This window comes from Enterococcus pallens ATCC BAA-351 (assembly GCF_000407485.1).
Lineage (GTDB): Bacteria > Bacillota > Bacilli > Lactobacillales > Enterococcaceae > Enterococcus_A > Enterococcus_A pallens.
The window spans coordinates 60,464-85,471 of sequence record NZ_ASWD01000003.1 but is presented as its reverse complement, the minus strand read 5'-3'; the positions used below and the strand labels follow the sequence as shown (position 1 = coordinate 85,471).

The following is a 25,008-nucleotide window of genomic DNA, read 5'->3' as shown; positions in this document are numbered from 1 at the left end:
TTTACTTAGTTAAAAATTCGAAATAGCTTAGGTGGACGATGACAAGGAGAAGTTTATGAAAATAGCAATTATCGGGACGGGGATGATTGCAGAAGAATTTTTAAAGGTTCAGCAATACATCCCTGAAATTGAAGTGACAGCCTTATGCACAACAGAAAGAAGTTATGAAAAAGGAGTAGCTTTACAAAAGAAGTACGGAGTTGACGAAGTATTTTCTGATTATAACCTTTGTTTAAAGCAAGGGATATTTGATACGGTTTATATTGCGACACCTAATCACTTACATTATGAACAAGCACTAAATGCTTTAATAAACAGGAAAAATGTAATCTGCGAGAAGCCGTTCGCTCTTCACTCTGAAGAGTTAACTATTTTATCCAATCTGGCTGATCAGTCAAAGTTGATTCTGGTAGAAGCAATTACAAATCAGTATTTAGAAAATTACAAGCTCATTAAAAACTATTTATCCAAGATTGGTGAAATCAGAGTCGTTGAATTCAATTATTCTCAGTATTCTTCACGGTATGATCAGTTTAGAGATGGAATAGTTTTACCTGCATTTGATTTCCAAAAAGGTGGAGGTGCATTAAGAGACCTGAATGTGTACAATATCCATCTTGCGGTAGGTTTATTTGGGAAACCAGTAGATGTAAAATATTTTGGAAATATGAAGCTGGATATCGATACCTCGGGAATACTAATTTTAGACTATTCAAGCTTTCATGTTGTCTGTGTGGCAGCAAAAGATTCTTTTGGTAATAATATATCAACGATCCAAGGAGAGGAAGGGACTATATTCATAAAAGGTCCTACGAACACACTTCCAAGCATTGCGATTGAAAAAAAGGGAGAAAAACGAAAAAAATTTGCTGAAAATTCTTCTTCTCATAGGATGTATCAGGAGTTTACAGAATTTGTAAAAATGGTTGAGTACAAAGATTTTTCCTACAGAGATGTAATGCTTCAGCAAAGCAAAGCAGTTTTAGAAATCATTGATAATGCGTTAAAAGCTTAATCCAAACTATCTGCAGAGATGCCAATTCAAATAAAGCACATATTGACTGAATTGTAGTAATCAGATATTATGAATGAAATTATGTAGTGAAAATAGAGTCTTCAAAACGTGGAGGAACCGAAATGAAGAGAAAAGAAAAAATTGAGAATTATATTGAAGAGTACTCATCCAAAGTGATCCACACCAGTGATCTCAACACTACACAAGGCGTTACTACAAAAGAAATTGGTGCTGAGCTAACATTGGATTTTAATAACGTCAACAGGGACTGTAATCAACTGCATAAAGAGGGCGTCCTAATTAAGGTAAAACAAAAGCCTGTAAGGTTTTTTTCAAGAAGACAAATGGAAGGGCTTTTAAGAAAGCCGCTATCAAAAGATCAACTCTTAGTATCTTCCCTTGCTGACTTTTTAGAAAATAGTGACCCTTTCAAAGAGCTCATTGGACATAAGCAAAGCTTGCGAAGAGCAATCAAAAAGGCAAAATCTGCGATGATATATCCTCCAAACGGACTGCATACTATTTTGCAAGGACCTAGTGGCGTAGGGAAAACTACGTTCGCGCAAAAAATGTTTGAGTATGCAAAACAAAGTGGAACGATCGATTGCAATGGTCAATTCATTTCATTTAATTGTTCCGAATATGCGGACAATGGAGATTTACTTTTTTCTCATTTATTTGGACATGTTGAAGGCGCTTTTACTGGAGCGAATAAAGAAAAGGAAGGTCTTGTCAGTCGGGCAAATAATGGTGTTCTATTTTTAGACGAGGTTCATAGGTTGTCTTTTCAATCCCAAGAAATGTTGTTCCAATTAATAGATAAGGGGCAGTATAGAAAACTCGGATCCTCCAATGATTTTGAAAAATCACAGGTATTAATTATTTGTGCTACGACGGAGAATTTAGAAGAAGTTATGCTAAAAACGCTGCTCAGAAGAATTCCTGTCACCATCTCTCTACCCAGTCTAGGCCAAAAGGACATTTCAGAAAAACTAGATATCGTTGATTACTTTTTAAAAATGGAAAGTAAAAACTTGAAGAGCTCCATTTCGATTACTCACGAGTGCTTAAAAGGATTAATTTTTTATAATCCGTCAGGAAACATTGGACAACTCAAAAGTGATATAAAGATGATCTGTGCCAGAGCCTATTTAGAAGGTCATCAAAATAATTCCGGTAAAATATCGATAAGAGAAGAGTATCTACCTGACAGTATTCAAAAAGAGATACTTAATTCACACAATATTCCTCTCTTTTCGAAGATGAATAACTATATAATTTTTGACTACTTGGATGACAAAAATATGGCCGTAGAGGATTTAGATGAAGAAGCTAAAAAGATGAAAACCTTTGAATTCGATGAATACATACGAACGATTATGGGAACAAACGCTGAAAAAAGGATGCTCCATAAATCAGAATTACTTAAATTCGTCGATCGTGGCATATACAATAACGTCCAGTTCGCTCTGAACTATTTTAATGAAAAAAGAGGATTTAAATCAACGCAACAGCTGCAGAATAATTTGTCTATTTATTTACAGTTTTTGTATGAAAGACTTAGAAGTGATCATTTTGCAGTGGAATTTCAAGAGAATGTGCTAGAAGACTTAGATGGATTAGAGATTTCAATCGCCAAGATGATAAGGGTTTGCTTTGAACAAGAGTTTTTCTTAAAAGTTCCAGATCAAGAGCTGCTGCCGATCATTGAAATTATTCAAAATACAATTGACGAAGAAAAAGTAAGTCAAAGAATTCCTTTGATTATTATTGCTCACGGAAATTCAACAGCTACAAGTATTGCATCCTTTGTGAACGAATTGCTGGGTATCAAGTGTTGTTATGGAATTGATATGCCGCTAAGCATGCCTTCATCTGAGATGTATGACAAAACAAAAGAATTGCTTAAGGAAGTTAATACTGAGAAGGGTGCATTATTACTAGTAGATATGGGGTCATTAGTTAACTTTTCAGCAATGTTGGCTGAGGAACTTCAAATCAATATTGTATCAATTGATCGTGTGACTACTGCTCTAGCACTTGAAGCAGGAATGAAATGCTCCTTAATTGGGATCACTCTCGAAAAACTGGAGAGCTATCTGGCCTCATACTCAAATTATATAAGCCGAAATTCCTTGTCATTGAATAAAGGAATTGACAGAAGCAGTGAGAAAGCCAAGCCTGTAATAATTGTCTCTTGTTCTTCAGGAACAGGGACGGCGCAAAAGATTTCTGACTATCTAAAAGAAAACTATTTTCAAAATGAGCTTATCAACCAGCTTGAAATCGTTCCATTAGGGGAACCTTTTATGTTCCACGAAATGGAACGAGTGATAGCGACGATTGGTACGGTGGACATTAAGGCTCCGAATATTCCTTTTATTTCAATGAATGATATGATGTTCGGCAATGGCTTTAACCGATTAGAAACTATCATTTTCAATGTTCTAAACATTAATTTAGCAGAGAAAAGTGAAAGAAGTCCCGTAAATTCTCTTGTCAGCCTGTTGAAAGAATCATTAGAAGTTATTGATGCCGAAATTGTGCTGGACAATTTGAGAAAAGCGTACAAAATTACTGTTGACGAATATCCATTCCTAGATAAAAATGCGAATTTCTATGTCAGATATATTCTTCACACTTCGTTTTTGGTGGAAAGAGTACAAAAGAACGAAATTCTCGAGAACGAATCATTATCAGAATTAAAAGAGAAATTTCCAAAACAGTTTCAATTAATTAAATCAAGTGTAAAACATATGGAAGACTATTATTCCATTGAGATTCCTGAAAGTGAAATTGCTTATATAGTTGAGATGATCTTAGAAAATCTATAGCATCTTTGCTGCTACAAATCCATGTTAATCCTTGTACGATTAACATGGATTTTTTTGTATTTGGCGGGAATTTCCAAAACTATGTTAAAAGAAGAACATAGAAGAACCTTTCTTAATTCTTCTATGTCTATTTTATAAAACCTTAACCGATAATGAGCTAGTTTAACCTATTTGAAGGAAGAAAACAGCAACATAAATCTTTTGGCACGGCACTTGCTTAATAGTTAAGTGAAAAGGAAGGAGGATTTTAATGGAAAAGGAACCTTGGATTATTGTTGTGACACATGGATTTTTTGGAAAAGAACTTTTGAACAGTGCAAAGATGATTCTTGGTGAAATTAAGAATGCTTATGGGTTTGCCTTAGAACATTCGATGTCACCAGAAGAATTATATGCCTCGATTGCAGAAGAGGTGAAAGATGCACCGGAAAAATCAGTGATCTTCGTTGATTTATTTGGTGGTACGCCATCTAATGTAGCACTCAAACTTTCAAAGGAAAGAAATTTTCAACTGATTTCAGGTGTAAGTTTACCAATGTTAATCGAATTTGAAATGTCGCGCCTTCAAAAAGATCATAGCTATGCCGTCGAAAAATGTATGGATGCTGCTAAGTCAGGTGTTCGAGATGTTGTTCAAGAATTTGAAAATAAGGAGAAATAGTTATGGATAGTCTAAAATTAGTAAGAATTGATTTTCGTCTTATTCACGGACAGGTAATTACAAAGTGGAACAAAAAAGCCCAAGCAAAACAAATTATGATTGTCGACGATCAATTATCTAAAGATCCATTTATGGCTGACATTTATGTAATGGCTGCACCGCCGGGCGTTTCCGTTGAAATCTGTACCGTCGACGATTTTTCAAAAAAATGCTTAGAAAATAACTTCGAATATAGTTCTATTTTAGTACTGCTTAAATCAATTGAAACAGCTAAACAACTTTTTGATAACGGTGTCAAATTAAAGGAATTACAAATTGGCGGAACTGGAAGTGGGGCTGGAAAGGTCAATATCAGTAAAGGAATTGCTTTAACGAAGGAAGAGTATCAAGACCTTTCTGATATGGCAGCTGCTGGAACAAAAGTGTATATACAAATGATTCCAGAGGATTCACCAGTTTCAATTGAAAAGGTAGGAAATAAATTTTAAAAATATGAGGGGGAATTGTTATGACTGGTGTTGCCATTTTTACAGGAATTTGGTACTTCATTGTAAAAGCTGACTGGGGTTACGGATTGAATCATGCTATTCGACAACCCATCTTCTCCGCAATGTTGATAGGGATTGTTATGGGTGATTTGAAACAAGCGATGATTATTGGAGCAGCAGTAGAGGTTCTATACATCGGCTTAGTACCAGCGGGATCCAATATGCCGGCTGATGACGCGCTGGCAGGTTTAATTGCTGTCCCAATTGCCTTACAAGCCAATCTTGAGCCTTCGATTGCAATTGCAATTGCCGTTCCAGTTGGAATTGTTGGTGTGTTTATTGATCAATTGAGAAAAACGTTGAATGCTACTTTTATTCATATGGCAGATAAATATGCAGAAGAAGGAGACACTAGAAAAATTACTTTAGCAGCTACTTTGTACCCACTTTTATTGAGCTTTGTCCTAAGATTTCCAATTCCATTTTTAGCAAATCTATATGGGGCAGACGCCGTTACTAAAGTAATGAATGCTATTCCAGAATGGCTGACACATGGATTTACTGTTGCAGGTGGCATGCTTCCGGCTTTAGGATTCGCCATTACTATTTTCGTCATTGGAAAAAAAGAACTACTTCCCTGGTTCTTCATAGGATACTTTTTAGTCCAATATGCTGGTCTACCAGTTATGGGAGCCGCTGTATTTGGAATTTGTGCAGTACTTCTAATTACAATAAATAAACGCCAATCACAAGAAGCCTAGCGAGGGGGATTACGATGGAAGAAAGAAAAACACTTACAAAAAAGGATGTTCGGAAACATTATTGGTATTATTTTTTAATTTCTGAAGTGGCGATTTCTTATGAGCGTTTGCAAAGCTTAGGGTACTGTACCGCACTCATCCCAGTACTTAAGAAGCTTTATCCTGATAAAGAAGATATGAAAAGCGCCTTGCGACGCCATTTGGTTTTCTTTAATACTGAAGCAGTTTGGGGCGGAGTAATCAATGGGGTAACCTTAGCACTTGAAGAACAAAAGGCTAATGGTGAGGATATTCCTGACGAAGCGATTACCGGCATGAAAACAGGATTGATGGGTCCCTTGGCTGGAATTGGTGATTCAATTGATTGGGCAACCTTGAAGCCGATTATTTTCGGTTTATCTGCAGCGTTATCAGCTCAAGGTAGTGTACTTGGAGCATTTGTAATTCTGCTATTTCCTTTACTGCAATTTATTATTGGTACCTTCTTATGCGACTATGGCTATAAGCTTGGCAAAGAATCTATTCGAAATATTTTATCATCTGGTTGGATTAACGAATTAATCGTTGGTGCTGGGACGTTGGGACTATTTATGATGGGCTGTCTATCTTCAACCTATGTAAATCTAACCACACCAATCAAATTTAGCTTAGGGGCTGACAATACATTTGTTTTACAAGAAATGTTAGATAGCATCTTACCCGGTTTATTACCTTTAGCAGTAACTTTTGGAATTTACTGGTGGTTAAGTAAGAAAAATCAAAACTTTACAGTTATTATGCTTTTGATTTTAGCTTTAGCTATCGGTGGTTCTATTATTGGTATTTTCTAAGGAGGATAAGTATAGATGTGCAAAATTGAAGCTGAAACAAAGGTTATTGATTATGGAGTCTTATTGAAAAAAGGAGAAGCGGTCGTTCAGCAGGTGGCCATGCCTGAAGAACTCGATAATGAAGAGGTTTTGATAAAACAGGATGCTTGTAACATTTGTACCACTGATTATGGACAATGGCTGGGACTTAGAGAACACCAGGGATATCCAATGGCTGGCGGACACGAAAGCTCTGGAACCATTGTTCAAGTAGGTAAGGATGTTAAAGAATTTAAAGTTGGAGATCGAGTGAGCTTCGCTTATAGCTACTGTGGAAGATGTAAGAACTGTAAGATCGGCAGAACGGATAATTGTACCGAGCGTAAAAATATTCAAGTGATGGAAGGTATTAAAGGATTTTTCGGATTCGCTACGTATGCAGTAAGAAAGACTGAATTTTTAGTAAAAACGAATAAAGACTTAGATCCCTCCTTTGCAGCATTTATTGAGCCTTTGGCTACAGTTGTCAGCGCACAATCAAATATTACAATTGAACTTGGTAAAACAGTTCTTGTTGTTGGTGCTGGAACAATGGGGATATTAAATGCTCTAGTAGCAAGGTTAAGTGGTGCTCGCGTGATTATTTCCGAACTAATGGAGAATAAAATCGAAAAAGCGAAAGCCTATGGATTCGAGGTAATTGATGCAGGGAAAGAAGATGTGAAGGAAAAACTGGGTGAACTGACCGATGGTGAAATGGCTGACATTGTAATCCTTGGTGTAGGAGCGAAACAAGCAGCAAAACAATCCTTTGAATTAGTTCGACAATTAGATGGAGAAATCTTATTCTTTTCTGCAGGATATCCAGCACCAGAAATTCCAATGAGCCCCAATGAGCTGCATTACAGAAGATTGAAATTGATCGGTGCTTTCGAGGCGTATATGGAGAATTTCTATACAGCAGCGGACATTTTAAGTCATAAGTTAATTGACGTTACACCACTGATTGAAAAGGTTTTTGATTTAAAGGATATTCAAGAAGCATTTGAATATGCTAGTCAACCTGGTCGATATCGTGTGAGTGTTAGATTATAAAGGAGGCTGAACTATGTTAGTAACATCAAAGGAATTGTTTAAACAAGCACGAGACAAGCATTGTGCGATTCCAGCACCAAATTTTATCGATATTGAATCAATGAAGTGTCATGTGGAGACGGCAGAAAAATTGGGTGTTCCAGTTATTATCGCCTTAGCTGAATCTCATATTGAACTGATATCTTTAGAAGAAGCTGCATTAAATGGTAAATATTTGGCTGAACAAGCATCCGTTCCAGTAGTTCTTCATTTGGATCATGGAATGACGCCTAGCATTATTAAAAGAGCGATTGACCTAGGTTTTTCTTCCGTCATGATTGATGCTTCCCAAGATGATTTTGAAACAAATGTTAAAAAGACAAAAGAAATTATCGCTTATGCTCATCCTAAAGGGGTGGTGGTGGAAGCAGAGATCGGTCACGTTGGTTCAGGGGTGAACTACGAAAATCACGCTCAGACAGATTCAAAATATACCACTGTTGAAGATGCAAAAAAATTCATTGAGGCAACGGAAGTAGATTCATTAGCTATATCAATTGGCACTGCTCATGGAATGTACAAAGGGGTACCAGAAATTAATTTTGAACGCTTGAAGGAGATTGCTGAAGCAGTAGCTACACCACTTGTTCTGCACGGGGGCTCCTCTTCAGGTGACGCTAACCTTAAGCGCTGTGGTCTTGAAGGGATTGCTAAAATTAATATTTTTTCAGATTTAGTTAATGCGGCAATGGAAAATATACGACAACAAAAACCAGACAATTATTTGGATGTTAAGCAAGCCGCGAATGCGGGAATGAAAGACTGCTTAACTCACTATTTTGAAGTTTTTGAAACCCAAAAGCTCAAAGGCTAATTTCTAATCTTTAGAACAAAAGCAACCAGGTATTTTTCTGGTTGCTTTTAAACAAATATTTTGTGAAATCTTTCCTAATAATTAGGTAGATAAATATCGTAGTCCAAGACATTAATAATAGTTATTCTATAACCAGAATGAAAAAGGAAATCAGATCGGAGAGAATAAAATGACTGTAAAAGATTTTTTAATGCCTAGCCTGAACTACTTCGGTGAAGGTTCTGTCGATGTTTTAGGTGATAAAGTTGAGATGTTCGAGGCTAAGAAGTCACTGATAGTAACCGATGCTTTCTTACGAACACTAAAGGATGGACCTGTTGCACAAGTAGTGAAGTCTTTAGAAGATAAAGGGCTTGAATATGCCATCTTTGATCAAGTTGAGCCAAATCCCAAAATCGCTAATTGTATTGCTGGACTAGATCTTTACAACAAAGAGAACTGTGATTCAGTTATCACAGTTGGTGGCGGATCTTCTCATGACTGCGGAAAAGGTATAGCAATCGCTGTTACCCACGGCAAAGATTTAAAAAAATATGCCGGAATTGAGCTGCTAACAGAAAAGCTCCCTCCGATTTTTGCCGTTAATACTACCGCTGGTACCGCAAGCGAAATTACAAAACATTGTGTCTTAACAGACGAAGAGACACATTTGAAATTTGTAATTGTTAGTTGGAGAAATGTTCCTCTGGTTTCAATTAATGATCCATATCTGATGTTAAGTGTTCCCAAAGGACTTACAGCAGCTACTGGAATGGATGCTTTGACTCATGCGGTTGAATGCTATGTATCAGCTAACGCAACGCCATTAACAGATGGATGTGCGATCCAGGCTATGAGGTTGATTGCTCAAAACCTGAGACAAGCAGTAGCCAATGGTCAAGATATCGCTGCAAGAGAAAAAATGGCTTATGCATCGGTATTAGCAGGTATGGCTTTCAATAATGGTGATTTAGGTTATGTCCATGCGATGGCACATCAATTGGGAGGACAATACGATATGGCTCACGGTGTAGCCAATTCGATACTGTTACCTGTAGTAGAACGGTACAACTTGATTTCAAATCCTGAGAAGTTCGCAAAAATTGCTGACTATCTTGGAGAGAATACTACAGGACTTTCTACTTTAGAGGCTGCCGATAAAGCAATCGAAGCAATTGAGCGTCTTTCTGCCGATGTTGGTATTCCAAAGAACCTTAAAGTTATGGGAGTAAAACGGGAAGACTTTGGATTAATGGCGGAAAATGCTTTGAGAGATGGAAATGCATTCAGTAATCCTCGTAAAGGGAATAAAGAAGAAATTATGGATCTTTTTGAACAAGCATTTGAATAGGAAAAAGAACGACTAGCGATGGAACTAGATGAGGAAAGGGTCAAACAGATTGTTTGTTTATGGCCCTTTCTTTTTTCAGGAGAAAGAAAAAATTAGAAAAGTTGAATAATAGTTTACATTTATAACTCTATGTATTCTAATTACAAACATCCAAATTATTATTAGTTTAGATACATTGATGTAATAAACAAATATTTCCTAACGGTGTGGTAGATAAACATATTAGTTAAGAGTGACCAAACCAATTATTAGAAAGCTTTAAAGGCTGTAATTTTTTTTAGAAGGAAAAATATTTAAGATTAATCGTTATGCTGCAAGAAGAACACAATGACTTAAAAGGAAGAGAGATTGCTAAAAGACTAGGTATTTCAGATCGTAGTGTCCGGAATTAAGTGAAAGATTTAAATGAAAACTATTTGATTGATTCTCAGCTTCTTACCAACAAGAATAAAGGATACATCCTTACGGGTGCTGTTGAAGATTTAAAGGTTAGTGAACACTTCGCGTTTGAAGAAAGAATATTTTTCATTGTGAAATTTTTGTTAGATGTGGAAGATTGGATTACCTATGAAGAAATTGTTGCAGCAATACAAACTCCCTTAGTATTACACGGCGGTTCTTCATCAGGTGATGAAAATCTTAAACGATGTGGATTAGAGGGAATCAGCAAAATGAATATTTTTTCCGACTTGATAAATGCTGCCCAAGAAGGAATTAGTAAAGAAAAACTAGTAAACTATCTTGAATTGAAAAAAGTAGTTTCCCATTCAATGAAGAGTTGCTTGAGACATTACTATAAAGTTTTTAGTACATAAAAAGTAGTAAACTAGTCAAAAGCCATGGAAATTTCTCCGTGGCTTTTTCTAGTAAATAAGCAGGAAATTTTTTTGTAAAAAAACTACAAAAAGCGTTTACAAAATGTTTTTTTTATACTATAGTAGGAATGTATTAAAAATACAAAACTAGTTTAGTATAGAAAAAACAATACAAAAGTGTTAGACATCAGTTAGCTTAGCGCAACTATCTGAAAAAAATTCTAGCAATGGGGAAGGGGATTTTTATGACAATTAGTTTTTTGAGGTGCGATGATAGGATTATTCATGGGCAAGTTGTAACAAGATGGGCGATGGAACGTCAATGCGATGGTCTAATTGCAGTTAACGATAAAGCGGCAAAAGATCCGTTAATTAAGCAAGCATTGAAGGCTTCTTCGGACAAAAAGACATTCGTTTGGACTATGGAACAGTTCCTATCAAAAATGCACGAGGCAGAAAAGAGTGCCAAAAACTATTTTGTAATTACTAAGGAACCCGAAACGATGTGTAAACTATTAGTCGATCATGACATGCAAACAAATGTAACTGTTCTTAACGTTGGTCCTCAAAGTGCCAAAGAAGATGCTTTTCAAGTTGGAAAAAACTGTGATGTAACAGCTTCTGATGTTGAAGCATATCAAAAGATTTTTGACAAAGGATATGAGATTGAGTATCAAATTGTTCCAGATGCTACTAAGGTAAAATTTTCTGCTGTAAAAGATGAGCTTTTAGCTTTCGCTAACAAATAGAAAAGGTAGGTAAAATTATGGATATAAATATCTTTCAGGCTTTTTTAATAGGTATTCTCGCGTATATAGGATCATTTATGTCACCTTGGTTACTAGGATGTATAGGTGGTTGGTATGTGGTTGGACGACCATTGGTATCTGGCTTATTAATTGGGGTAATTCTTGGTGATATTCAAACTGGAATTATTGTAGGGGCAGCGGTCCAGACTGTGTTTATTGCAATGGTTACACCGGGGGGCACCATGCCTACCGATCTCAATGCGGCTGCATTCATTGGGGTTGGATTAGGAATTGTAGCTGTTAGAAATGGTTCAAGTATTGAGGCTGCCGTTTCGATCGCCACCGCGATGGGAGCTGTCGGTATTATTTTGCATAATCTCGTGTGTATTTTAAACTCGGGGTTCAATGAACGTGTGATTACTGCTATCCAAAATGGAGATGAGAAGGTATTTTTAAGAAATCATTGGATTTTTCCTCAATTATTGCTACTTGCATCTCGTTTGATTCCTACTTTTATGGTGTTGTATTACGGACAAGATGTGGCAGCATGGATTATTAATACATTTCCTGCTGAGTCCTACGTTATGAGAGTATTAACTGTTTTAGGTGGTTTATTCCCAGCAATTGGAGTAGGGCTTTTAGTGAAAAACCTAGTAAAGGATTTAGGCGATCTTTTAACAATTGTTTTTGGATTTACATTAGTATCTGCTCTTGGTGTAAATATGGTTTCTTTAGCAATAATCGCTGGCTTCTTTGCTTTAATGTCTTATCAGAAAAGTGATGGTATGCCAAAAAACTTAGCGGCAGATGATGATGATTTAGAGGAGGTTTTGTAATGAAAAAGCTTAGTAAAAAAGCCTTGAAAGAAAGTTGGATTCGTTGGGAGGCAGGCTATTTAGTAGATATGACCTATCAATGGGAAATGGCTTTTGGCTTTTGCGATTCAATGATTCCCATATTAAAGGAGCTATATCCCAACAGACCTGAGGAAGTTCAAAAGGGATTGATGCGACATAGCGGATTCTATTGTACCGAGCCGCAAATTGGTAGTATTATTGGCGGCGTTGTGTGCGGACTAGAAGAAGAAAGAGCAAATGGTGTGGAAATTGATGATGAAACCATTAATAGCATTAAAGTTGGTTTAATGGGTCCATTAGCTGGTATCGGTGATGCGATGGTACCAGGTATGCTAATTCCATTATTACTTTCGATTGCAGTTGGAATGTCACAGGATGGCAGCATTATTGGTCCATTGTTTTATATCATTGCCTACTTAGGAGCCATGATTCCAATTTCGTATACTCTTTTCATGAAAGGCTATACATTAGGAACAAAATCGATTGATATTTTAATTGGGGAAACTGCACAAAAGGTCAGAAAAGCAATTAACGTTCTTGGCGCAATTGTCGTTGGCGGAGTGGGTGCTTCATATGTTTCATTGAAGTTGAATTTTACGATTGGTGCTACTGGCGGAAGCGAAGGTATTGTTGCGAATGATATGGTAAATACGATCTTTCCCAATCTGGTTCCCCTTTTGGTAATTTTACTTAGCTGGTGGCTGATGTCGAGGAAGAATGTATCCTCATTAAAAATGATTCTAGTATTTTTGATCATTGCTTTAGCTGGTGTTGCTGTTGGTATTTTTTAGGAGGGAAAAATAATGAGCAGAATAAAAATACCGGAAAATTTCTTAATAGGAACGTCTAGCAGTGCCTGGCAAATTGAAGGAATAGCAGGAAAGGATTCAGATCAAAAAAGCTGGGCAGAACTATTTTATGAAACGAATCCAGATATATGGTTTGACAAAGTAGGGCCGCAAAAAGCGAGTGACTTTTATACAAACTACAAAGAGGATATTAAAACGATAGCCTCTTTTGGGTTAAACACTTTTCGTTTTACCATTCAATGGGCAAGATTCATGAAAGACCCTCTAACTGGTAAAGTTGATAATAGAGCAGTTGACTACTATCGATCAGTTATTAAAGAAATTAAAAAGAACGGGATGGAACCAATGATTTCTTTAGAGCATTGGGATATTCCAGCTATTCTATTTGAAAAATATAATGGCTGGGTAGGAAGGGAAACTGTTGAGCTTTATCAATTATATGTTGAGAAGGTGTTAGAAAATTTCCACTCAGAGGTTAATTGGTGGTTTGCTTTTACTGAGCCAAATATTCCAATTGACAATGGGTATATGGATAGCATTTGGTATCCATTTAAACATGATCCCAAAGAAGCCTATCAAGCACATTTTCATAAAATCCTGGCAACTTCCAAGGCTGTGCAAATTGTTCATCAATATAAAGATTACGGCTGTAAAATTGGCGCGATGGTCCATATGACTCCAATTTATGCTCGGAGTACTGAAATTAGAGATGTTCAAGCAGCTTATTACGCCGATTTGTTTCATGTTCGGATGTATCTTGATCCTTATCTTAAAGGACAATTTCCAACTGAATTTATTGAAGAATTGAAAAAGCATGATTGCATGTTTAACTATCGTGATGGGGATCTAGAAGAAATCAAAAATCATAAAATTGATGTACTCGGTGTGGACTACTATTTTCCTATCCGTGTCAAAGCTAGAGAGTCAAGGTTTGATAAGACAGCTTTTCATCCAGAATACTATTATGAACCATGGGTAATGCCGGAGCGTAAATTTAATAGCGATAGAGGCTGGGAGATTTATGAAGAAGCGATTATTGACATTGGAATGAGAATCAAAAATGATTATGGGAACATTCCTTGGTTCGTCAGTGAGAACGGAATCGGAATTGAAGGTGAAAACCGCTTTAGAAATAAGAATGGACGAATTGATGACGATTATCGAATTGAATTTCTCAAAGGACACTTGAAAAACACTCTGAGAATTAAAGAACTGGGCTCAAATTGTTTTGGTTATTTGGTGTGGTCATTCGTTGATAATCTTTCAGCTCGGAATGCTTTCAAAAATCGTTATGGGCTACTGGAATTAGATTTGGAAACTTATAAAAGACAACCTAAAAAATCCCTATATTGGTTTAAAGAAATAATAGATGCGGGTGCAATTGAATAGGAGTGAAATGATGAAGTATGTTCTCTTAGTTAGTCATGGTAAATTCGCGGAAGGATTAAAAAATGCTGTAGAAATGATGACTTCTGAGCGTAAGGATTTTAAAGCAATCGGACTTGAAGAAGATATGCAGGTAGCTGATTTTAGAAGGAAATTTAGTCTAGTTCTACAGGAAATCAAAAAGGAAGATAAGATACTCTTGTTTTGCGATATTTTATCAGGTTCTCCATTTACAAACGCAATAGATCTAATCAATAAAAAAGATATGATCAATAACTCTTTAATTGTTAGTGGAATGAATATGCCCATTGTTTTGAATACACTTTTAACAAAAGACGGAAAGAATTTAGATGAAATTCATCAGGATATAGATGGATTAAAGTCTACTACTATTGAGTTTTTTAACCATGCTGAAAACGATGAAGAAGATGAAGCGCTTTAGTAATTGAAGCAGACGAGTCACTGTAAAAAGTGACTTGTCCGCTTTTTTATAATTATCCTCTGCTTTTGAAGGGTTGAGGATAATTGATGTTAGAAGTAAACAAAAAGGATAAAGTGACTGAGAAAGCCGAGGTGTTAATATGATCAAAAAAATGAACGGATTAGTTTTTTTTAATGTGGAAGGCGTGCTGTTAAATAAGAAGAATGAGATAGAGTTTTCCATGATTACTGCTATGAAAAACTTGAGATGGAATGGATACCTGCCAATTATCGTGACAGATAAATGTTTTGATAATTTGCAGGTTATTGTAAGAAGATTAGGGATAAACTCAATTATCAGTGACAAAGAAAGCCGTATCTTATTAAATGGAGCAGAGTTGAAAGACATTGAGAATACGGTTGAAGATGACCCTGAAACACTTAAAGAAAGAAGACTGAGAAAAGTTGTTCAGGAATTCGCTGATGATAAGTTAAAACTATACGCCTTTGGGAATACTGAAGCAGATTTAGCACTATTTAAAATTTGTACTACTAGAGTTGCCATGGGAAATGCCTGCTCAAAAATTAAGGAGCAAAGTGATTATATAACCAAAAGTAATTCAGAATTTGGAGTCGTTGAAGGACTAAGAATTTTTCATTTAATTTAGTAATCGTAATAAGTGTATTGGTATTTTACTGATACTTGGTACCGTGTTCAAGGATGGACAGATTGAATAATTCGTCTATTTACAAGAATTTGTAAATGAATTGAATATAGCTTAGAACAAAGGATCCTTTGCCTGCCATAAAGGATAATTATACCGCTGATTCAGCACTGTTCCTTTTTGCAGCTCAACCTGCCCAATTTCTCATAATTATGTAATCATTCGATTATTAAATTGATTCATGCGTTACGATAGTTAGTTTTGATTATACGATTAATGGAAATATTGGGAAATCTCTTCCTGCTATAGTAAAATAATAAGGCAAAATGATTCAAACGATTGGTTCGTTTATGGTTAGGGAGATGGTTGGATGCCGAAACAAGGAGATAATATTTATTTAAGAACAGATGGTCGTTGGGAGGGAAGATTCTCAATCGGCATAAGAAAAAGTGGCCGAACAAATTATTTTTCTGTCTATGGTGAAACCAAAGAAGAAGTCAAAGCAAAATTACCTGAAGTAAAGAAAGCATACGAAAAGAACTTTAGAAGAACTCATCGATTTGTAGGGGATTTGCCTAATCGAAAGTATGCAACGACAAAGGTTTTTACCTTTAGAAAATGGTGTACCTATTTTCTAAAGCTCGATAAGCAAAGGCCAGAAAGAAAAAAATCCACGCATCTAAGATATGAAGGGCTAATCAAGGAATATCTCGTTCCAGAATTTGGTGAGCTGCCGATCACAATGATTACACCTGAAAGAGTCAATCAATTTATCAAAAAACTGATTAATCAGTATGAAAAAGAAAAAGCCAAAGAAATTTTTTTGCTGTTTAATCATTTAATGTGGAAAGCCAAAAAAGCGAAATTTATACGGTATAATCCTTATTATTATGCTTGGCGGCCAAATAAAGAGGAATTCTTTACTCATTTCTCAATCGAGGACCTGCTGGAAGAGCCAGTAGAAAGTGATGGATTCCAGCTAAAAGCGGCTTTATGTGTCAACCAGGAAACAAAATTACAAATGAGCAAGCTGTTAACGCTAAGGTGGGAAGACGTGGATCTTGAAAAACGAGTGATTGATTTAAACGCTGCCTATCATATTGTGGCTAGTGAAGTCATTGATTCGCCTATAACTCGCAAGCTGCCAATACCGGATATCACTTATCAGGTTTTGCAGGAGTTGGAGAAATTTTCGAAGGATGAGTTTGTCTTTAGAAGAGATCGCACGCTGTGGACTGAACCAAGAATAAGTGATACATATGTTGAACTAGGTTTTAAAAAGGTGCTGCCTATGTGGCCTTTCTTAAATAATAAAAGAGGGAACACTCCGGATTCTTACTAATTATCACAATACCCCTGCAAGTATAGAAATATGTTATTGCAGGGGATTTTTACTGTTACGTAGGTTAAGAAATCCCAGATTTACTGTTGACATAGTGTGCACTCTATACCCTATACTTGCGGTAAAGAGGTGAACGAGATGTCCTATTCCATTAAAGAAGCTGCCGAAAAACTAAGCATTACCAAACACACCTTGTATTATTACGAAAAAGCAGAATTGCTGCCGCCAATCCAAAGAGATCAACGAGGCAATCGCGTGTATACTGACTCTGATATATCCTGGATATATCTAATCTGTTGCTTAAGAGATATTAATATGCCCATTCAGTTAATACGGTCCTATGTAAAGCTGTTGCTAGACGAAACGAGCACTTTAGAAAAGCGCAAAGAAATCCTATTACTGTTTCAGCAAAAAATAGAAGAGGACCTCCAGCACTATTTAACAGTTCAACAACTAATTAAGAAAAAGCTGGCGTTTTATGATCAAGCAGAAAGCCCCGCTAATGAGGCTGAAAACTGCTACGATTATAAAAAAGATTGGGAACATTTCAAGCTGATTTTGGAGGAGAGCCATGACTAAAACAGCCTTGATTACAGGAACTACCAGTGGTATCGGCTACGAATTGTGTCATCAATTTGCCAGCAATCAAACCAATCTTGTTCTAGTTTCCCGCTGTGAAGCCAAGCTTCTCAAACAAAAGCAGGACTTGGAGAAGCTTTACGGTATTCAAGTTGAAATAATCTCTTATGATTTAACTAAAACGGATGCTGCTGAGTCAATAATTCGACAGCTAAACGAAAAAAACCTTCCCATTGATTATTTAGTCAATAATGCTGGCTTCAATGAGGTAGGCAGCTTTTTACACACTGAGTTAGACAATGAACTAGATATGATTCAACTGCATATCACCTTCATAACCAAGCTCACCAAGTATTTATTACCTGGGATGATCCAACAGAATTATGGACGAATTCTGAACATTGCTTCAACAGGTTCTTATATTCCCTGTCCTCATAATGTTGTCTATACAGCAACCAAATCCTATCTGCTTTCTTTCACTAAGGGATTGGCAGCAGAGTTGGAAAATACTGGAGTAACTATCACTGCTGCTTGTCCTGGAGCAACAAGAACCAATTTTCCAAAGAAAGCTGGTCTCGATCAATCCTTATTGTTCAAATATTTCGTGATGGATTCAAAGGTAGTCGCTGCCAGAAGCTACAAAGCTCTGATGACTGGTAAAAAGGTGAGTATTATCGGCCTGCACAATAAGTTATTAGTCCTCTCTAGTAAATTATTGCCTAGTCGTTTAATTAATCAGGTTAGTTTGAAGGTAATGAGTTGATTGGCTGTATTGAATAGATGCTTACTGTTAAATGAAAGTCTCTGTGAAGTACCCAAAGTCTAAAGCTAGAAGCCATTTATCACGGTTTCTAGCTTTTTTTAATCGAATGTAATTATAAACCTATTTTGAACATTGCTTCAACAGGTACTTATATTTCCTGTCCTCATAATATTGTCAATACAGAAACGAAATCCTAGCTGCTTTCCTTCACTAAGGGATTAGCAGCAGTGTAACTATCAACTACTGCTTGTTATAGGGAGAAACACGACTTATATTTGATCATAGTCAGTTTATGGAAAAAAGGCTTGTAAAAATGACATCCAAATGAATGAATGTCATTTTTTTTACGTATATTTCTGTTAATCAGACTGAATAATGGATTTCAAATTATCCAGAAAAACACTCGCGGCTTTTGAGGGTAAAAAATCTTTTTTCCAAATAATATTCAAATTTGAGATTAAGACTGGTTCTAAAGGGACAAAAACTAATGTACTGGCAGCCGTATTAATAATCCCATTGATACAAAGGGCAGATGCTAATCCTTCTTTGACCATAAGAGACGCGTTGTACAACAAATTATAAGTTCCGACTACTTGAAAATTTTGTAGACTCACACCTGCCCATTCCGCAATGCGATTGTCAACCAGCGTTTGGTCAGCAATTAACAATGGAATACCGTGCAGGTCATCTACAGTTATCGTTTCATTTTTTGCTAAAGGGCTATCTTCTCTGACTAGGAGTCCCCATTGGTTGATTTCATTAAGTTTAAAATAGTTATATCGTTGTTTCTCAACTGGATCAATGACCAAACCAAAATCTAAAATCCCACTATCTAACATTTCACTGATATGGTCTCCATTGCCACTATACAATTGGATATATATGTCGGGATGCTGCTTTTTCATTTTTTTTACTGCTTTTGCAATGACTTGCATGGCTTCAGTTTCACCACCACCGATCGCCACAGAACCAGTAATGACTTCTTCAGAAGAGATATTAGCAGTTGTTTTCTCGACCAAATCTAGTATTTCTTTGCCTCTATTTGCAAGATACCTTCCTTCATCCGTTAATTCTATTTCACGATTTCCCCTTTGAAAAAGCGTGACACCAAGCTCATCTTCTAACTGCTTTAACTGCTTTGATAAGGCCGGTTGTGACAGATGCAAAAAGTTCGCGGCATTCGTGATATTTTTTTCTCTTACTACAGCCAAAAAATAATTCAATACACGCAGCTCCATGTCAATCACTCCTTATGTATTACTTTTTGTTATGGATGAGTATTCTATATAAGAATTAGACATTGTTAGTTTACCCGATTAAGATAGAGATATCAAGTTAAGCGAAATTGCTTTTCGGAAAAAAAGGGCCTTAAAGTAGTAAATTTGCGTAGCTGATGAACAACATATTTTGTTTTCAAGTAGTAGAGTTGAGTGCTGATTGGAAATTCTATAGGCACTAATAAAGGAGGTATGAAGGAAATGCGAATCAATATGTTTATTGGAGACCACCCTTACCCAGTTCTATTGAACGATTCTCAGGCAGCGAAGGATTTCTATCGATTGCTTCCATTGAATGTAACATTAAACGAATACAATGGGACCGAGAAAATTTGTCATCTGTCAGAAAGATTAGATGTTCGTGATTCTCCTAAAGGGATGACAGCAGAAAGCGGTCAACTGAATTATTATACTCCAATGGGAAATCTCTGTCTTTTCTACAAAGCTTTCCCTTATAGCCAAGGGTTGGTCAATTTGGGAAGTATGGAGGAAGTAATTCCATTCGAGAAATATAGCGAAAACATTTTCGTGTCTTTTAGACAGATGCACGAGTAAGTGAGGATGCCTATGAAAACTTTAATTTTAATCTTTCACCCTGACTTAGACCAAACTCAGATCAACGATTGCTTTGCGGACAACATTGAGCTTCAACCTAAAACGACGGTACGAAGGCTTTATGATATTTACACTCGAGGAACGATCGATGTTTTGAAGGAGCAAAAACTATTAGAGCAGGCGGATAGAATCGTTTTCCAATTTCCGCTGCAACGATATAGTTCTCCCTCTTTATTAGTTGAATGGGAAGAAGAAGTATTGACCTCAAATTGGGCCTTCAATGAAAAAGGAAAACAACTTGAAGGGAAAGAGCTGCTATTAATCGTAACAAAAGATCAAGAAACAAATCATTGCAGATGTGAAATAGACGAATTATTACGGCCATTTGAAGCATTGGCAAAAGATTTAGGCCTGATTTATTTGAAACCAATCGTCTTAAAGGAACAACTAATGGACAATCGACAGGACCTAGACCAGTTAGTTTCAACCTACATTCGAGAAGCACTAAAGGAAAAAACAGAGTTAAGAAGGAGCGTTTAAATGGATAAACAGAATAAATTATTGATTTTATTATTAACCATTGGAGTTTTTGGCATTCTAAATACTGAAATGGGGATTGTTGGGATATTGCCCCAGATTGCTGAACAGTTTAATGTTAGTGTACCAACAGCAGGCTGGCTGGTAAGTGGATTCGCATTAGTTGTGGCATTTGCTGGACCAACAATGCCATTGCTATTTTCTAAAGTGAATCGCAAGTCAGTGATGCTTCTAGCTTTAGGAATTTTTACAGTAAGCAATGTGATTTCAATGTTTGCGACTAATTTTACTGTTTTGCTTTTAGCACGAATTATTCCAGCAGCTTTTCATCCGATCTATGTTTCTATGGCGATGACTGTAGCTGGGACCTCCGTCCCTCCTGAACAATCTGCAAAAGCTGTTTCTCGAGTATTTATCGGTGTTTCAGCAGGAATGGTATTAGGTGTTCCTGTGACCAGCTTTATTGCTACGGAAACATCATTTATGATGGCAATGCTATTTTTCGCTGCGGTTAATGCGTTGGTATTTATTGCAACAATTTTTGTTGTTCCTTCGATGCCGGTAAAAGAAACCTTGTCCTATGGTAAGCAACTTGGTGTTTTGAAAAAACCGATAATGATTTTTTCTATTTTGATCGTCGTCTTTTTGAATGGTGCTATCTTTGGTTTTTATAGTTATCTTTCCGATTTTTTAGGGAACATTACAGAAATCTCAGTCAGAACGATCAGCTTGGTATTGTTGTTTTATGGATTGGCTAATATCGTTGGAAATGTGATTGCTGGAAGAATTTTAACGATTGATCCCCGCCGTTCAACAGTTGTTTTGCCATTTACTTTATTTGCTACTTATTTGTTGCTCTTTATTTTCGGACATTTGAGTCTTGTAACTACTGTTATCGTAGCGTTAATTGGTGTTTTAGCAGGTATAAATTCAAACGTGAATCAATATTTGATTAGTGAGGCAGGGTCAGAGGCGCCAGATTTTTCTAATGGTTTATATTTAACAGCTGCGAATTTAGGAACAACCTTTGGAACCTTCTTCTGTGGATTTTTCATTACCGAAATGGGCACACAATACTCATTATTCGGTACCTTGATCTTTGTTGTTTTAGGGTTAGTATCTATTGTTCTGCGAATGTATTTACAAAAAACAAATCTATCTAAGGTTGATTTGAAAGGGTAAACGAGGAGAGATTATTATGAATATTTCAGAAGCTGCAGGGAAAGTTCAATTGACGCCAGTAGCTTTACGCTACTATGAAAGAGTCGGGCTCATCCCACCAGTAAAAAGAAAAAATGGTGGTGTTCGTGAATTTCAAGAAAAGGATATTCGCTGGATTGAATTTATCAAGGAGATGCGGGAATCAGGTTTATGCATCGAAGCTTTGTCAGAGTTTGTTCAATTGTATCAGCAAGGTCCTGAAACTAAAGGAGAGCAGGAACAGCTGCTGAAAGATGAAAGGGACGGGTTACTGGCTCGTTACCGTGAGTTAGGTGAAACGATTGAACGTTTAAATAAAAAGATCGATCATTATACACACGAAGAAAAAAATTGTTTGCGATGTGTTGCTGTATAGATATCTACAATAAATGCTATTTCTTTTGGAGAGCTTGCTGCAGAGATTCTAAGGCTAAATTATTTTGTTTATCAATCAGGATCCAGTACATTGCCAGAAAGGAAAGCAAATTTTGCTAGAAGAAATAAATGAGGTGAAAAATACCGTCAGATCGTAAATATACTTGAACGATTAAAAAAAGATTGCAGCTTAAGAAAGTGTTTTTTAAGCTGCATAGAAGGATTACCTAAGCAAAATGATGCTCCGAAAAAATTACTGGTAAATCAGTGTGCAGCACTTGAATCCTCCGTTCTATTTTTCAAGTTTGACGTAACCAAGAATTAAAAAGAAAATGTGTGTTTGATTTACATCTAGAGTAAAGGGGATGAGCCACGTGGAGGTTATTAAAAGAATTAATAACAATGTCGCGTTTTGCCTTGATAACAATCAAAATGAACTAATCGCTTTTGGCAAAGGAATTGGTTTCCCTAAGTTGCCGTATACTTTGACGGATTTGAGTAAGATTGATCGCACCTATTATGGAATAGATTCACAATATGTCCAATTGCTTAATGAAATCCCTGCAGAAATTATTGACTTAACTGCAAAAATTATAGATATGGCTCAAAGTAGAATAATGGAAGAGATTCCTCCAAAAGTTCTTTTCGCATTAGCAGATCATATTAATTTTGCTGTTGAAAGATATGAAAAAAATATCGTTGTAAAAATACCGATTTATTACGATCTTCAGCAATTTTATCAGCAGGAGTTAGAGATTGGTCGTGATGCAGTTAAAATGATTAATAAAGAGATGAAGGTTTACCTCCCGAAAGAAGATGCCTTTGGAATTGCGCTTCATTTTATTGACACACTGAGCCATACAAAGAATGAGGGCAGTACTATTATCGATGATGAGGCGATTATTGATCAGCTGGCAACAATTGTTGATGATACTTTTGAGATGCGTGTGGACCGTGATGGTATTAATTTTGCTCGTTTTGTTTCTCACGTTCAGTATCTTTTAAAACGAAAGAAAGAAAACCAAGCTTTAATCACTGAAAATAGAAAAATGTATAGCATATTAAAAGGTGAATATCCAGCTACGTATGTTTGCGTTAAGAAAATGGCGATGTTTCTTGATGAGATGATTAACTGGAATATCTCTGACGAAGAACGATTCTATCTCATGCTGCACGTCAATCGACTTTGCGCAAGAGAAGATGTCCATTGATCACAGGAACCATCTAGGAGGGATCGCAGCAGATGAAAAAAAACATTGACTTAGAAGCTTTTGCGGATCATATTATTGCATCCCTGGGTGGAAAAGAAAATATTTCCTTTTTTACTCATTGCTTGACTCGTTTGAGATTCAACGTGAAAGATCGAAGCGCGGTAGATGAGCAGAGCATAGAAATGGAAGATAACGTCGTAGGATCAAAATGGGCTGGGGGACAATTTCAAGTAATTGTAGGCCAGAATGTCATAGAAGCATATGACTGTATCGCAAAAAAGATTGATCCGAATACCAGCAATGTGAATACAGTGTCTGGAACAAAAAAGAGCTTTTCATTTGCGGTCGTTTTTGATGCCTTTGCAGGTTGCTTTACACCACTTTTACCATTATTGATAGCAGCAGGAATGATCCGAACAATGGTATTAATAGCAATCCAATTGGGCATTCTCTCCACAACAGATGGAACATACCTGACTCTGAATACAATAAGTGATGCGGGATTTTACTTTCTACCAGTATTCGTAGGAGCCACCTCCGCTAGAAAATTTGGAGCGAATATGGGGCTAGGTATGTTAGTCGGTGCCATGTTGATTCATCCACAATTCGTTGAGAGTCTTAGCAGTGGTGAGCTCTCTTTATTTAATTTGCCTATTTATAATGCTACTTACTCTTATACAGTTTTCCCTACTATAATGACTGTTTTCATTATGAGTAAAGTTGAAAAAATAATTTCAACCAGGTCTCCACTATTGATTCGATCAGTTCTAGAACCGGTTGGAACGATGCTGATTATGATCCCACTGACACTTTTTTTAATCGGGCCATTCGGGACTTTTTTAGGAAACTATGTAACAGACGGTATAATTTTTCTTTATCAAACACTTAGCTTTTTTGGAGTGGCCATTTTAGCAGCAGTTTGGCCTTTATTAGTTTTAACGGGGATGCATTCTGCTATTGTTCCTTATCAAATGCAGTCTTTGGCAGTGCTTGGATACGAGCCAATCGCATTAACTGCCATTATTATTTCAAATTTCAACCAAGGTGCTGCAAGTATAGCTGTAGCAGTCAAAACAAAAAACCTTAATTTAAAGTCATCCGCTATATCTTGCGCAGCTACAGCCGTCGTGGCTGGGATAACTGAACCAGCAATGTTCGGTATTAATCTTCGTTATAAAAAACCGATGATTGCTGCTATGTCGGGAAGCTTTATCGCTGCCGGAATTGCAGGACTTTTCAAAGTCTACGCATTTTCATATGTTGGTAGTGCTGGGATATTTGGTCTTCCAGTTTTTCTAAGCGATAATGTGATGAATCTGATCTGCATGTTGATCAGCTGCCTATTAGGAATGTTGATTACTTTTCTGTTAACCTTGTTTTTATATAGAAATTCGACAATTGGATGAAGAGAGCTGCTTATTGTTAGAAAATTGAAAAAACAAATTGACGACGCTTTCTTTTTGTGTTAGACTCTGATCAATAAATAAAAAGGAATCAAATCTTAGATGGATAGTAACTGCTTAGATGCAGGCTTAACCTGATGATTTGTACGGATTTTGTCGTACACTCATTAGGTATTTTTTTGTTCAGCAATCTTTTTTTGAGTATCTGTACAAGTAGAA

The 25,008-nt window shown here is 36.5% G+C and carries 27 protein-coding genes; 26 read left to right on the top strand and 1 reads right to left on the bottom strand.

Going from position 1 to position 25,008, the window contains the following annotated elements; translation table 11 throughout:
* Positions 1 to 55: 55 nt before the first annotated feature.
* From I588_RS12950 to I588_RS12860, 20 genes are all read left to right on the top strand, one after another.
* Positions 56 to 1,015 carry a Gfo/Idh/MocA family protein gene (locus tag I588_RS12950; protein ID WP_010759200.1) on the top strand — a complete coding sequence of 320 codons (960 nt, stop codon included), beginning with the start codon at positions 56 to 58 and terminating at the stop codon, positions 1,013 to 1,015.
* 122 nt (positions 1,016 to 1,137) lie between these two features.
* The gene (locus tag I588_RS12945; protein ID WP_010759199.1) at positions 1,138 to 3,849 is read left to right on the top strand and encodes a sigma 54-interacting transcriptional regulator; all 2,712 of its coding nucleotides are present in this window, start codon (positions 1,138 to 1,140) and stop codon (positions 3,847 to 3,849) included.
* 250 nt (positions 3,850 to 4,099) lie between these two features.
* Positions 4,100 to 4,510, top strand: a complete 411-nt coding sequence (locus tag I588_RS12940; protein ID WP_010759198.1) for a PTS sugar transporter subunit IIA — start codon at positions 4,100 to 4,102, stop codon at positions 4,508 to 4,510.
* A gap of 2 nt (positions 4,511 to 4,512) precedes the next feature.
* Positions 4,513 to 4,998: a PTS sugar transporter subunit IIB gene (locus I588_RS12935; RefSeq protein WP_010759197.1), complete on the top strand. Its 486-nt coding sequence runs from the start codon at positions 4,513 to 4,515 to the stop codon at positions 4,996 to 4,998.
* Between the two features lie 20 nt (positions 4,999 to 5,018).
* Positions 5,019 to 5,759 carry a PTS mannose/fructose/sorbose/N-acetylgalactosamine transporter subunit IIC gene (locus I588_RS12930; RefSeq protein ID WP_010759196.1) on the top strand — a complete coding sequence of 247 codons (741 nt, stop codon included), beginning with the start codon at positions 5,019 to 5,021 and terminating at the stop codon, positions 5,757 to 5,759.
* Positions 5,760 to 5,773: 14 nt separating this feature from the next.
* Positions 5,774 to 6,589, top strand: a complete 816-nt coding sequence (locus I588_RS12925) for a PTS system mannose/fructose/sorbose family transporter subunit IID (protein ID WP_010759195.1) — start codon at positions 5,774 to 5,776, stop codon at positions 6,587 to 6,589.
* 15 nt (positions 6,590 to 6,604) lie between these two features.
* Positions 6,605 to 7,663: a zinc-dependent alcohol dehydrogenase gene (locus tag I588_RS12920; protein WP_010759194.1), complete on the top strand. Its 1,059-nt coding sequence runs from the start codon at positions 6,605 to 6,607 to the stop codon at positions 7,661 to 7,663.
* A 13-nt stretch (positions 7,664 to 7,676) separates the two neighbouring features.
* Entirely contained in the window at positions 7,677 to 8,516 is an 840-nt protein-coding gene (locus tag I588_RS12915; protein ID WP_010759193.1) for a class II fructose-bisphosphate aldolase, read from the top strand.
* A 169-nt stretch (positions 8,517 to 8,685) separates the two neighbouring features.
* Entirely contained in the window at positions 8,686 to 9,846 is a 1,161-nt protein-coding gene (locus I588_RS12910; RefSeq protein ID WP_010759192.1) for an iron-containing alcohol dehydrogenase, read from the top strand.
* Positions 9,847 to 10,154: 308 nt separating this feature from the next.
* Positions 10,155 to 10,238, top strand: a complete 84-nt coding sequence (locus tag I588_RS28215) for an HTH domain-containing protein (protein ID WP_071879613.1) — start codon at positions 10,155 to 10,157, stop codon at positions 10,236 to 10,238.
* The gene (locus I588_RS12905; RefSeq protein WP_010759191.1) at positions 10,239 to 10,661 is read left to right on the top strand and encodes a class II fructose-bisphosphate aldolase; all 423 of its coding nucleotides are present in this window, start codon (positions 10,239 to 10,241) and stop codon (positions 10,659 to 10,661) included.
* 245 nt (positions 10,662 to 10,906) lie between these two features.
* Positions 10,907 to 11,410 carry a PTS sugar transporter subunit IIB gene (locus I588_RS12900; RefSeq protein WP_010759190.1) on the top strand — a complete coding sequence of 168 codons (504 nt, stop codon included), beginning with the start codon at positions 10,907 to 10,909 and terminating at the stop codon, positions 11,408 to 11,410.
* A gap of 17 nt (positions 11,411 to 11,427) precedes the next feature.
* Entirely contained in the window at positions 11,428 to 12,246 is an 819-nt protein-coding gene (locus tag I588_RS12895) for a PTS mannose/fructose/sorbose/N-acetylgalactosamine transporter subunit IIC (RefSeq protein ID WP_010759189.1), read from the top strand.
* Complete coding sequence (locus I588_RS12890) at positions 12,246 to 13,058, top strand: PTS system mannose/fructose/sorbose family transporter subunit IID (protein WP_010759188.1); 813 nt, start codon at positions 12,246 to 12,248, stop codon at positions 13,056 to 13,058. The genes I588_RS12895 and I588_RS12890 overlap by 1 nt, the downstream gene beginning before the upstream one ends.
* A gap of 12 nt (positions 13,059 to 13,070) precedes the next feature.
* Complete coding sequence (locus I588_RS12885; protein WP_010759187.1) at positions 13,071 to 14,465, top strand: glycoside hydrolase family 1 protein; 1,395 nt, start codon at positions 13,071 to 13,073, stop codon at positions 14,463 to 14,465.
* Positions 14,466 to 14,475: 10 nt separating this feature from the next.
* On the top strand, positions 14,476 to 14,904 hold the full coding sequence (locus I588_RS12880) for a PTS sugar transporter subunit IIA (protein WP_010759186.1): 429 nt from the start codon (positions 14,476 to 14,478) through the stop codon (positions 14,902 to 14,904).
* Between the two features lie 139 nt (positions 14,905 to 15,043).
* Positions 15,044 to 15,550 carry an HAD family hydrolase gene (locus I588_RS12875; RefSeq protein ID WP_010759185.1) on the top strand — a complete coding sequence of 169 codons (507 nt, stop codon included), beginning with the start codon at positions 15,044 to 15,046 and terminating at the stop codon, positions 15,548 to 15,550.
* A 367-nt stretch (positions 15,551 to 15,917) separates the two neighbouring features.
* On the top strand, positions 15,918 to 16,889 hold the full coding sequence (locus I588_RS12870; protein WP_010759184.1) for a tyrosine-type recombinase/integrase: 972 nt from the start codon (positions 15,918 to 15,920) through the stop codon (positions 16,887 to 16,889).
* 138 nt (positions 16,890 to 17,027) lie between these two features.
* Complete coding sequence (locus I588_RS12865) at positions 17,028 to 17,468, top strand: MerR family transcriptional regulator (protein WP_010759183.1); 441 nt, start codon at positions 17,028 to 17,030, stop codon at positions 17,466 to 17,468.
* Complete coding sequence (locus I588_RS12860) at positions 17,461 to 18,231, top strand: SDR family NAD(P)-dependent oxidoreductase (protein WP_010759182.1); 771 nt, start codon at positions 17,461 to 17,463, stop codon at positions 18,229 to 18,231. Before I588_RS12865 ends, I588_RS12860 begins: the two co-directional genes overlap by 8 nt.
* Positions 18,232 to 18,590: 359 nt before the next feature.
* On the opposite strand, the gene I588_RS12855 is transcribed toward I588_RS12860, so the two are convergent.
* Positions 18,591 to 19,469, bottom strand: coding sequence for a LysR family transcriptional regulator (locus tag I588_RS12855; protein WP_010759181.1), 879 nt, complete (start codon positions 19,467 to 19,469; stop codon positions 18,591 to 18,593).
* A gap of 240 nt (positions 19,470 to 19,709) precedes the next feature.
* Between I588_RS12855 and I588_RS12850 the strand changes: the two genes are divergently transcribed.
* The 6 genes from I588_RS12850 to I588_RS12825 all read left to right on the top strand — a co-directional run bounded on the left by I588_RS12850 (position 19,710) and on the right by I588_RS12825 (position 24,792).
* Positions 19,710 to 20,063, top strand: coding sequence for a cyclophilin-like fold protein (locus tag I588_RS12850; RefSeq protein WP_010759180.1), 354 nt, complete (start codon positions 19,710 to 19,712; stop codon positions 20,061 to 20,063).
* Positions 20,064 to 20,075: 12 nt separating this feature from the next.
* Positions 20,076 to 20,603 (top strand): NAD(P)H-dependent oxidoreductase, encoded by a 528-nt coding sequence (locus I588_RS12845; RefSeq protein WP_010759179.1) that lies wholly within the window; start codon positions 20,076 to 20,078, stop codon positions 20,601 to 20,603.
* Positions 20,604 to 21,782, top strand: a complete 1,179-nt coding sequence (locus I588_RS12840) for an MFS transporter (RefSeq protein WP_010759178.1) — start codon at positions 20,604 to 20,606, stop codon at positions 21,780 to 21,782.
* A 16-nt stretch (positions 21,783 to 21,798) separates the two neighbouring features.
* Complete coding sequence (locus tag I588_RS12835) at positions 21,799 to 22,176, top strand: MerR family transcriptional regulator (RefSeq protein WP_010759177.1); 378 nt, start codon at positions 21,799 to 21,801, stop codon at positions 22,174 to 22,176.
* A gap of 364 nt (positions 22,177 to 22,540) precedes the next feature.
* Positions 22,541 to 23,386, top strand: a complete 846-nt coding sequence (locus I588_RS12830) for a PRD domain-containing protein (RefSeq protein WP_010759176.1) — start codon at positions 22,541 to 22,543, stop codon at positions 23,384 to 23,386.
* Between the two features lie 32 nt (positions 23,387 to 23,418).
* Positions 23,419 to 24,792 (top strand): PTS transporter subunit EIIC, encoded by a 1,374-nt coding sequence (locus I588_RS12825; RefSeq protein ID WP_010759175.1) that lies wholly within the window; start codon positions 23,419 to 23,421, stop codon positions 24,790 to 24,792.
* Positions 24,793 to 25,008 lie beyond the last annotated feature (216 nt).

Excerpts from the sequence above, each read along its gene's own strand:
- I588_RS12950 (WP_010759200.1), top strand. The coding sequence starts at position 56 with ATGAAAATAGCAATTATCGGGACGGGGATGATTGCAGAAGAATTTTTA.
- I588_RS12945 (WP_010759199.1), top strand. The coding sequence starts at position 1,138 with ATGAAGAGAAAAGAAAAAATTGAGAATTATATTGAAGAGTACTCATCC.
- I588_RS12940 (WP_010759198.1), top strand. The coding sequence starts at position 4,100 with ATGGAAAAGGAACCTTGGATTATTGTTGTGACACATGGATTTTTTGGA.
- I588_RS12935 (WP_010759197.1), top strand. The coding sequence starts at position 4,513 with ATGGATAGTCTAAAATTAGTAAGAATTGATTTTCGTCTTATTCACGGA.
- I588_RS12930 (WP_010759196.1), top strand. The coding sequence starts at position 5,019 with ATGACTGGTGTTGCCATTTTTACAGGAATTTGGTACTTCATTGTAAAA.
- I588_RS12925 (WP_010759195.1), top strand. The coding sequence starts at position 5,774 with ATGGAAGAAAGAAAAACACTTACAAAAAAGGATGTTCGGAAACATTAT.
- I588_RS12920 (WP_010759194.1), top strand. The coding sequence starts at position 6,605 with ATGTGCAAAATTGAAGCTGAAACAAAGGTTATTGATTATGGAGTCTTA.
- I588_RS12915 (WP_010759193.1), top strand. The coding sequence starts at position 7,677 with ATGTTAGTAACATCAAAGGAATTGTTTAAACAAGCACGAGACAAGCAT.
- I588_RS12910 (WP_010759192.1), top strand. The coding sequence starts at position 8,686 with ATGACTGTAAAAGATTTTTTAATGCCTAGCCTGAACTACTTCGGTGAA.
- I588_RS28215 (WP_071879613.1), top strand. The coding sequence starts at position 10,155 with ATGCTGCAAGAAGAACACAATGACTTAAAAGGAAGAGAGATTGCTAAA.
- I588_RS12900 (WP_010759190.1), top strand. The coding sequence starts at position 10,907 with ATGACAATTAGTTTTTTGAGGTGCGATGATAGGATTATTCATGGGCAA.
- I588_RS12895 (WP_010759189.1), top strand. The coding sequence starts at position 11,428 with ATGGATATAAATATCTTTCAGGCTTTTTTAATAGGTATTCTCGCGTAT.
- I588_RS12890 (WP_010759188.1), top strand. The coding sequence starts at position 12,246 with ATGAAAAAGCTTAGTAAAAAAGCCTTGAAAGAAAGTTGGATTCGTTGG.
- I588_RS12885 (WP_010759187.1), top strand. The coding sequence starts at position 13,071 with ATGAGCAGAATAAAAATACCGGAAAATTTCTTAATAGGAACGTCTAGC.
- I588_RS12880 (WP_010759186.1), top strand. The coding sequence starts at position 14,476 with ATGAAGTATGTTCTCTTAGTTAGTCATGGTAAATTCGCGGAAGGATTA.
- I588_RS12875 (WP_010759185.1), top strand. The coding sequence starts at position 15,044 with ATGATCAAAAAAATGAACGGATTAGTTTTTTTTAATGTGGAAGGCGTG.
- I588_RS12870 (WP_010759184.1), top strand. The coding sequence starts at position 15,918 with ATGCCGAAACAAGGAGATAATATTTATTTAAGAACAGATGGTCGTTGG.
- I588_RS12865 (WP_010759183.1), top strand. The coding sequence starts at position 17,028 with ATGTCCTATTCCATTAAAGAAGCTGCCGAAAAACTAAGCATTACCAAA.
- I588_RS12860 (WP_010759182.1), top strand. The coding sequence starts at position 17,461 with ATGACTAAAACAGCCTTGATTACAGGAACTACCAGTGGTATCGGCTAC.
- I588_RS12855 (WP_010759181.1), bottom strand. The coding sequence starts at position 19,469 with ATGGAGCTGCGTGTATTGAATTATTTTTTGGCTGTAGTAAGAGAAAAA.
- I588_RS12850 (WP_010759180.1), top strand. The coding sequence starts at position 19,710 with ATGCGAATCAATATGTTTATTGGAGACCACCCTTACCCAGTTCTATTG.
- I588_RS12845 (WP_010759179.1), top strand. The coding sequence starts at position 20,076 with ATGAAAACTTTAATTTTAATCTTTCACCCTGACTTAGACCAAACTCAG.
- I588_RS12840 (WP_010759178.1), top strand. The coding sequence starts at position 20,604 with ATGGATAAACAGAATAAATTATTGATTTTATTATTAACCATTGGAGTT.
- I588_RS12835 (WP_010759177.1), top strand. The coding sequence starts at position 21,799 with ATGAATATTTCAGAAGCTGCAGGGAAAGTTCAATTGACGCCAGTAGCT.
- I588_RS12830 (WP_010759176.1), top strand. The coding sequence starts at position 22,541 with ATGAGCCACGTGGAGGTTATTAAAAGAATTAATAACAATGTCGCGTTT.
- I588_RS12825 (WP_010759175.1), top strand. The coding sequence starts at position 23,419 with ATGAAAAAAAACATTGACTTAGAAGCTTTTGCGGATCATATTATTGCA.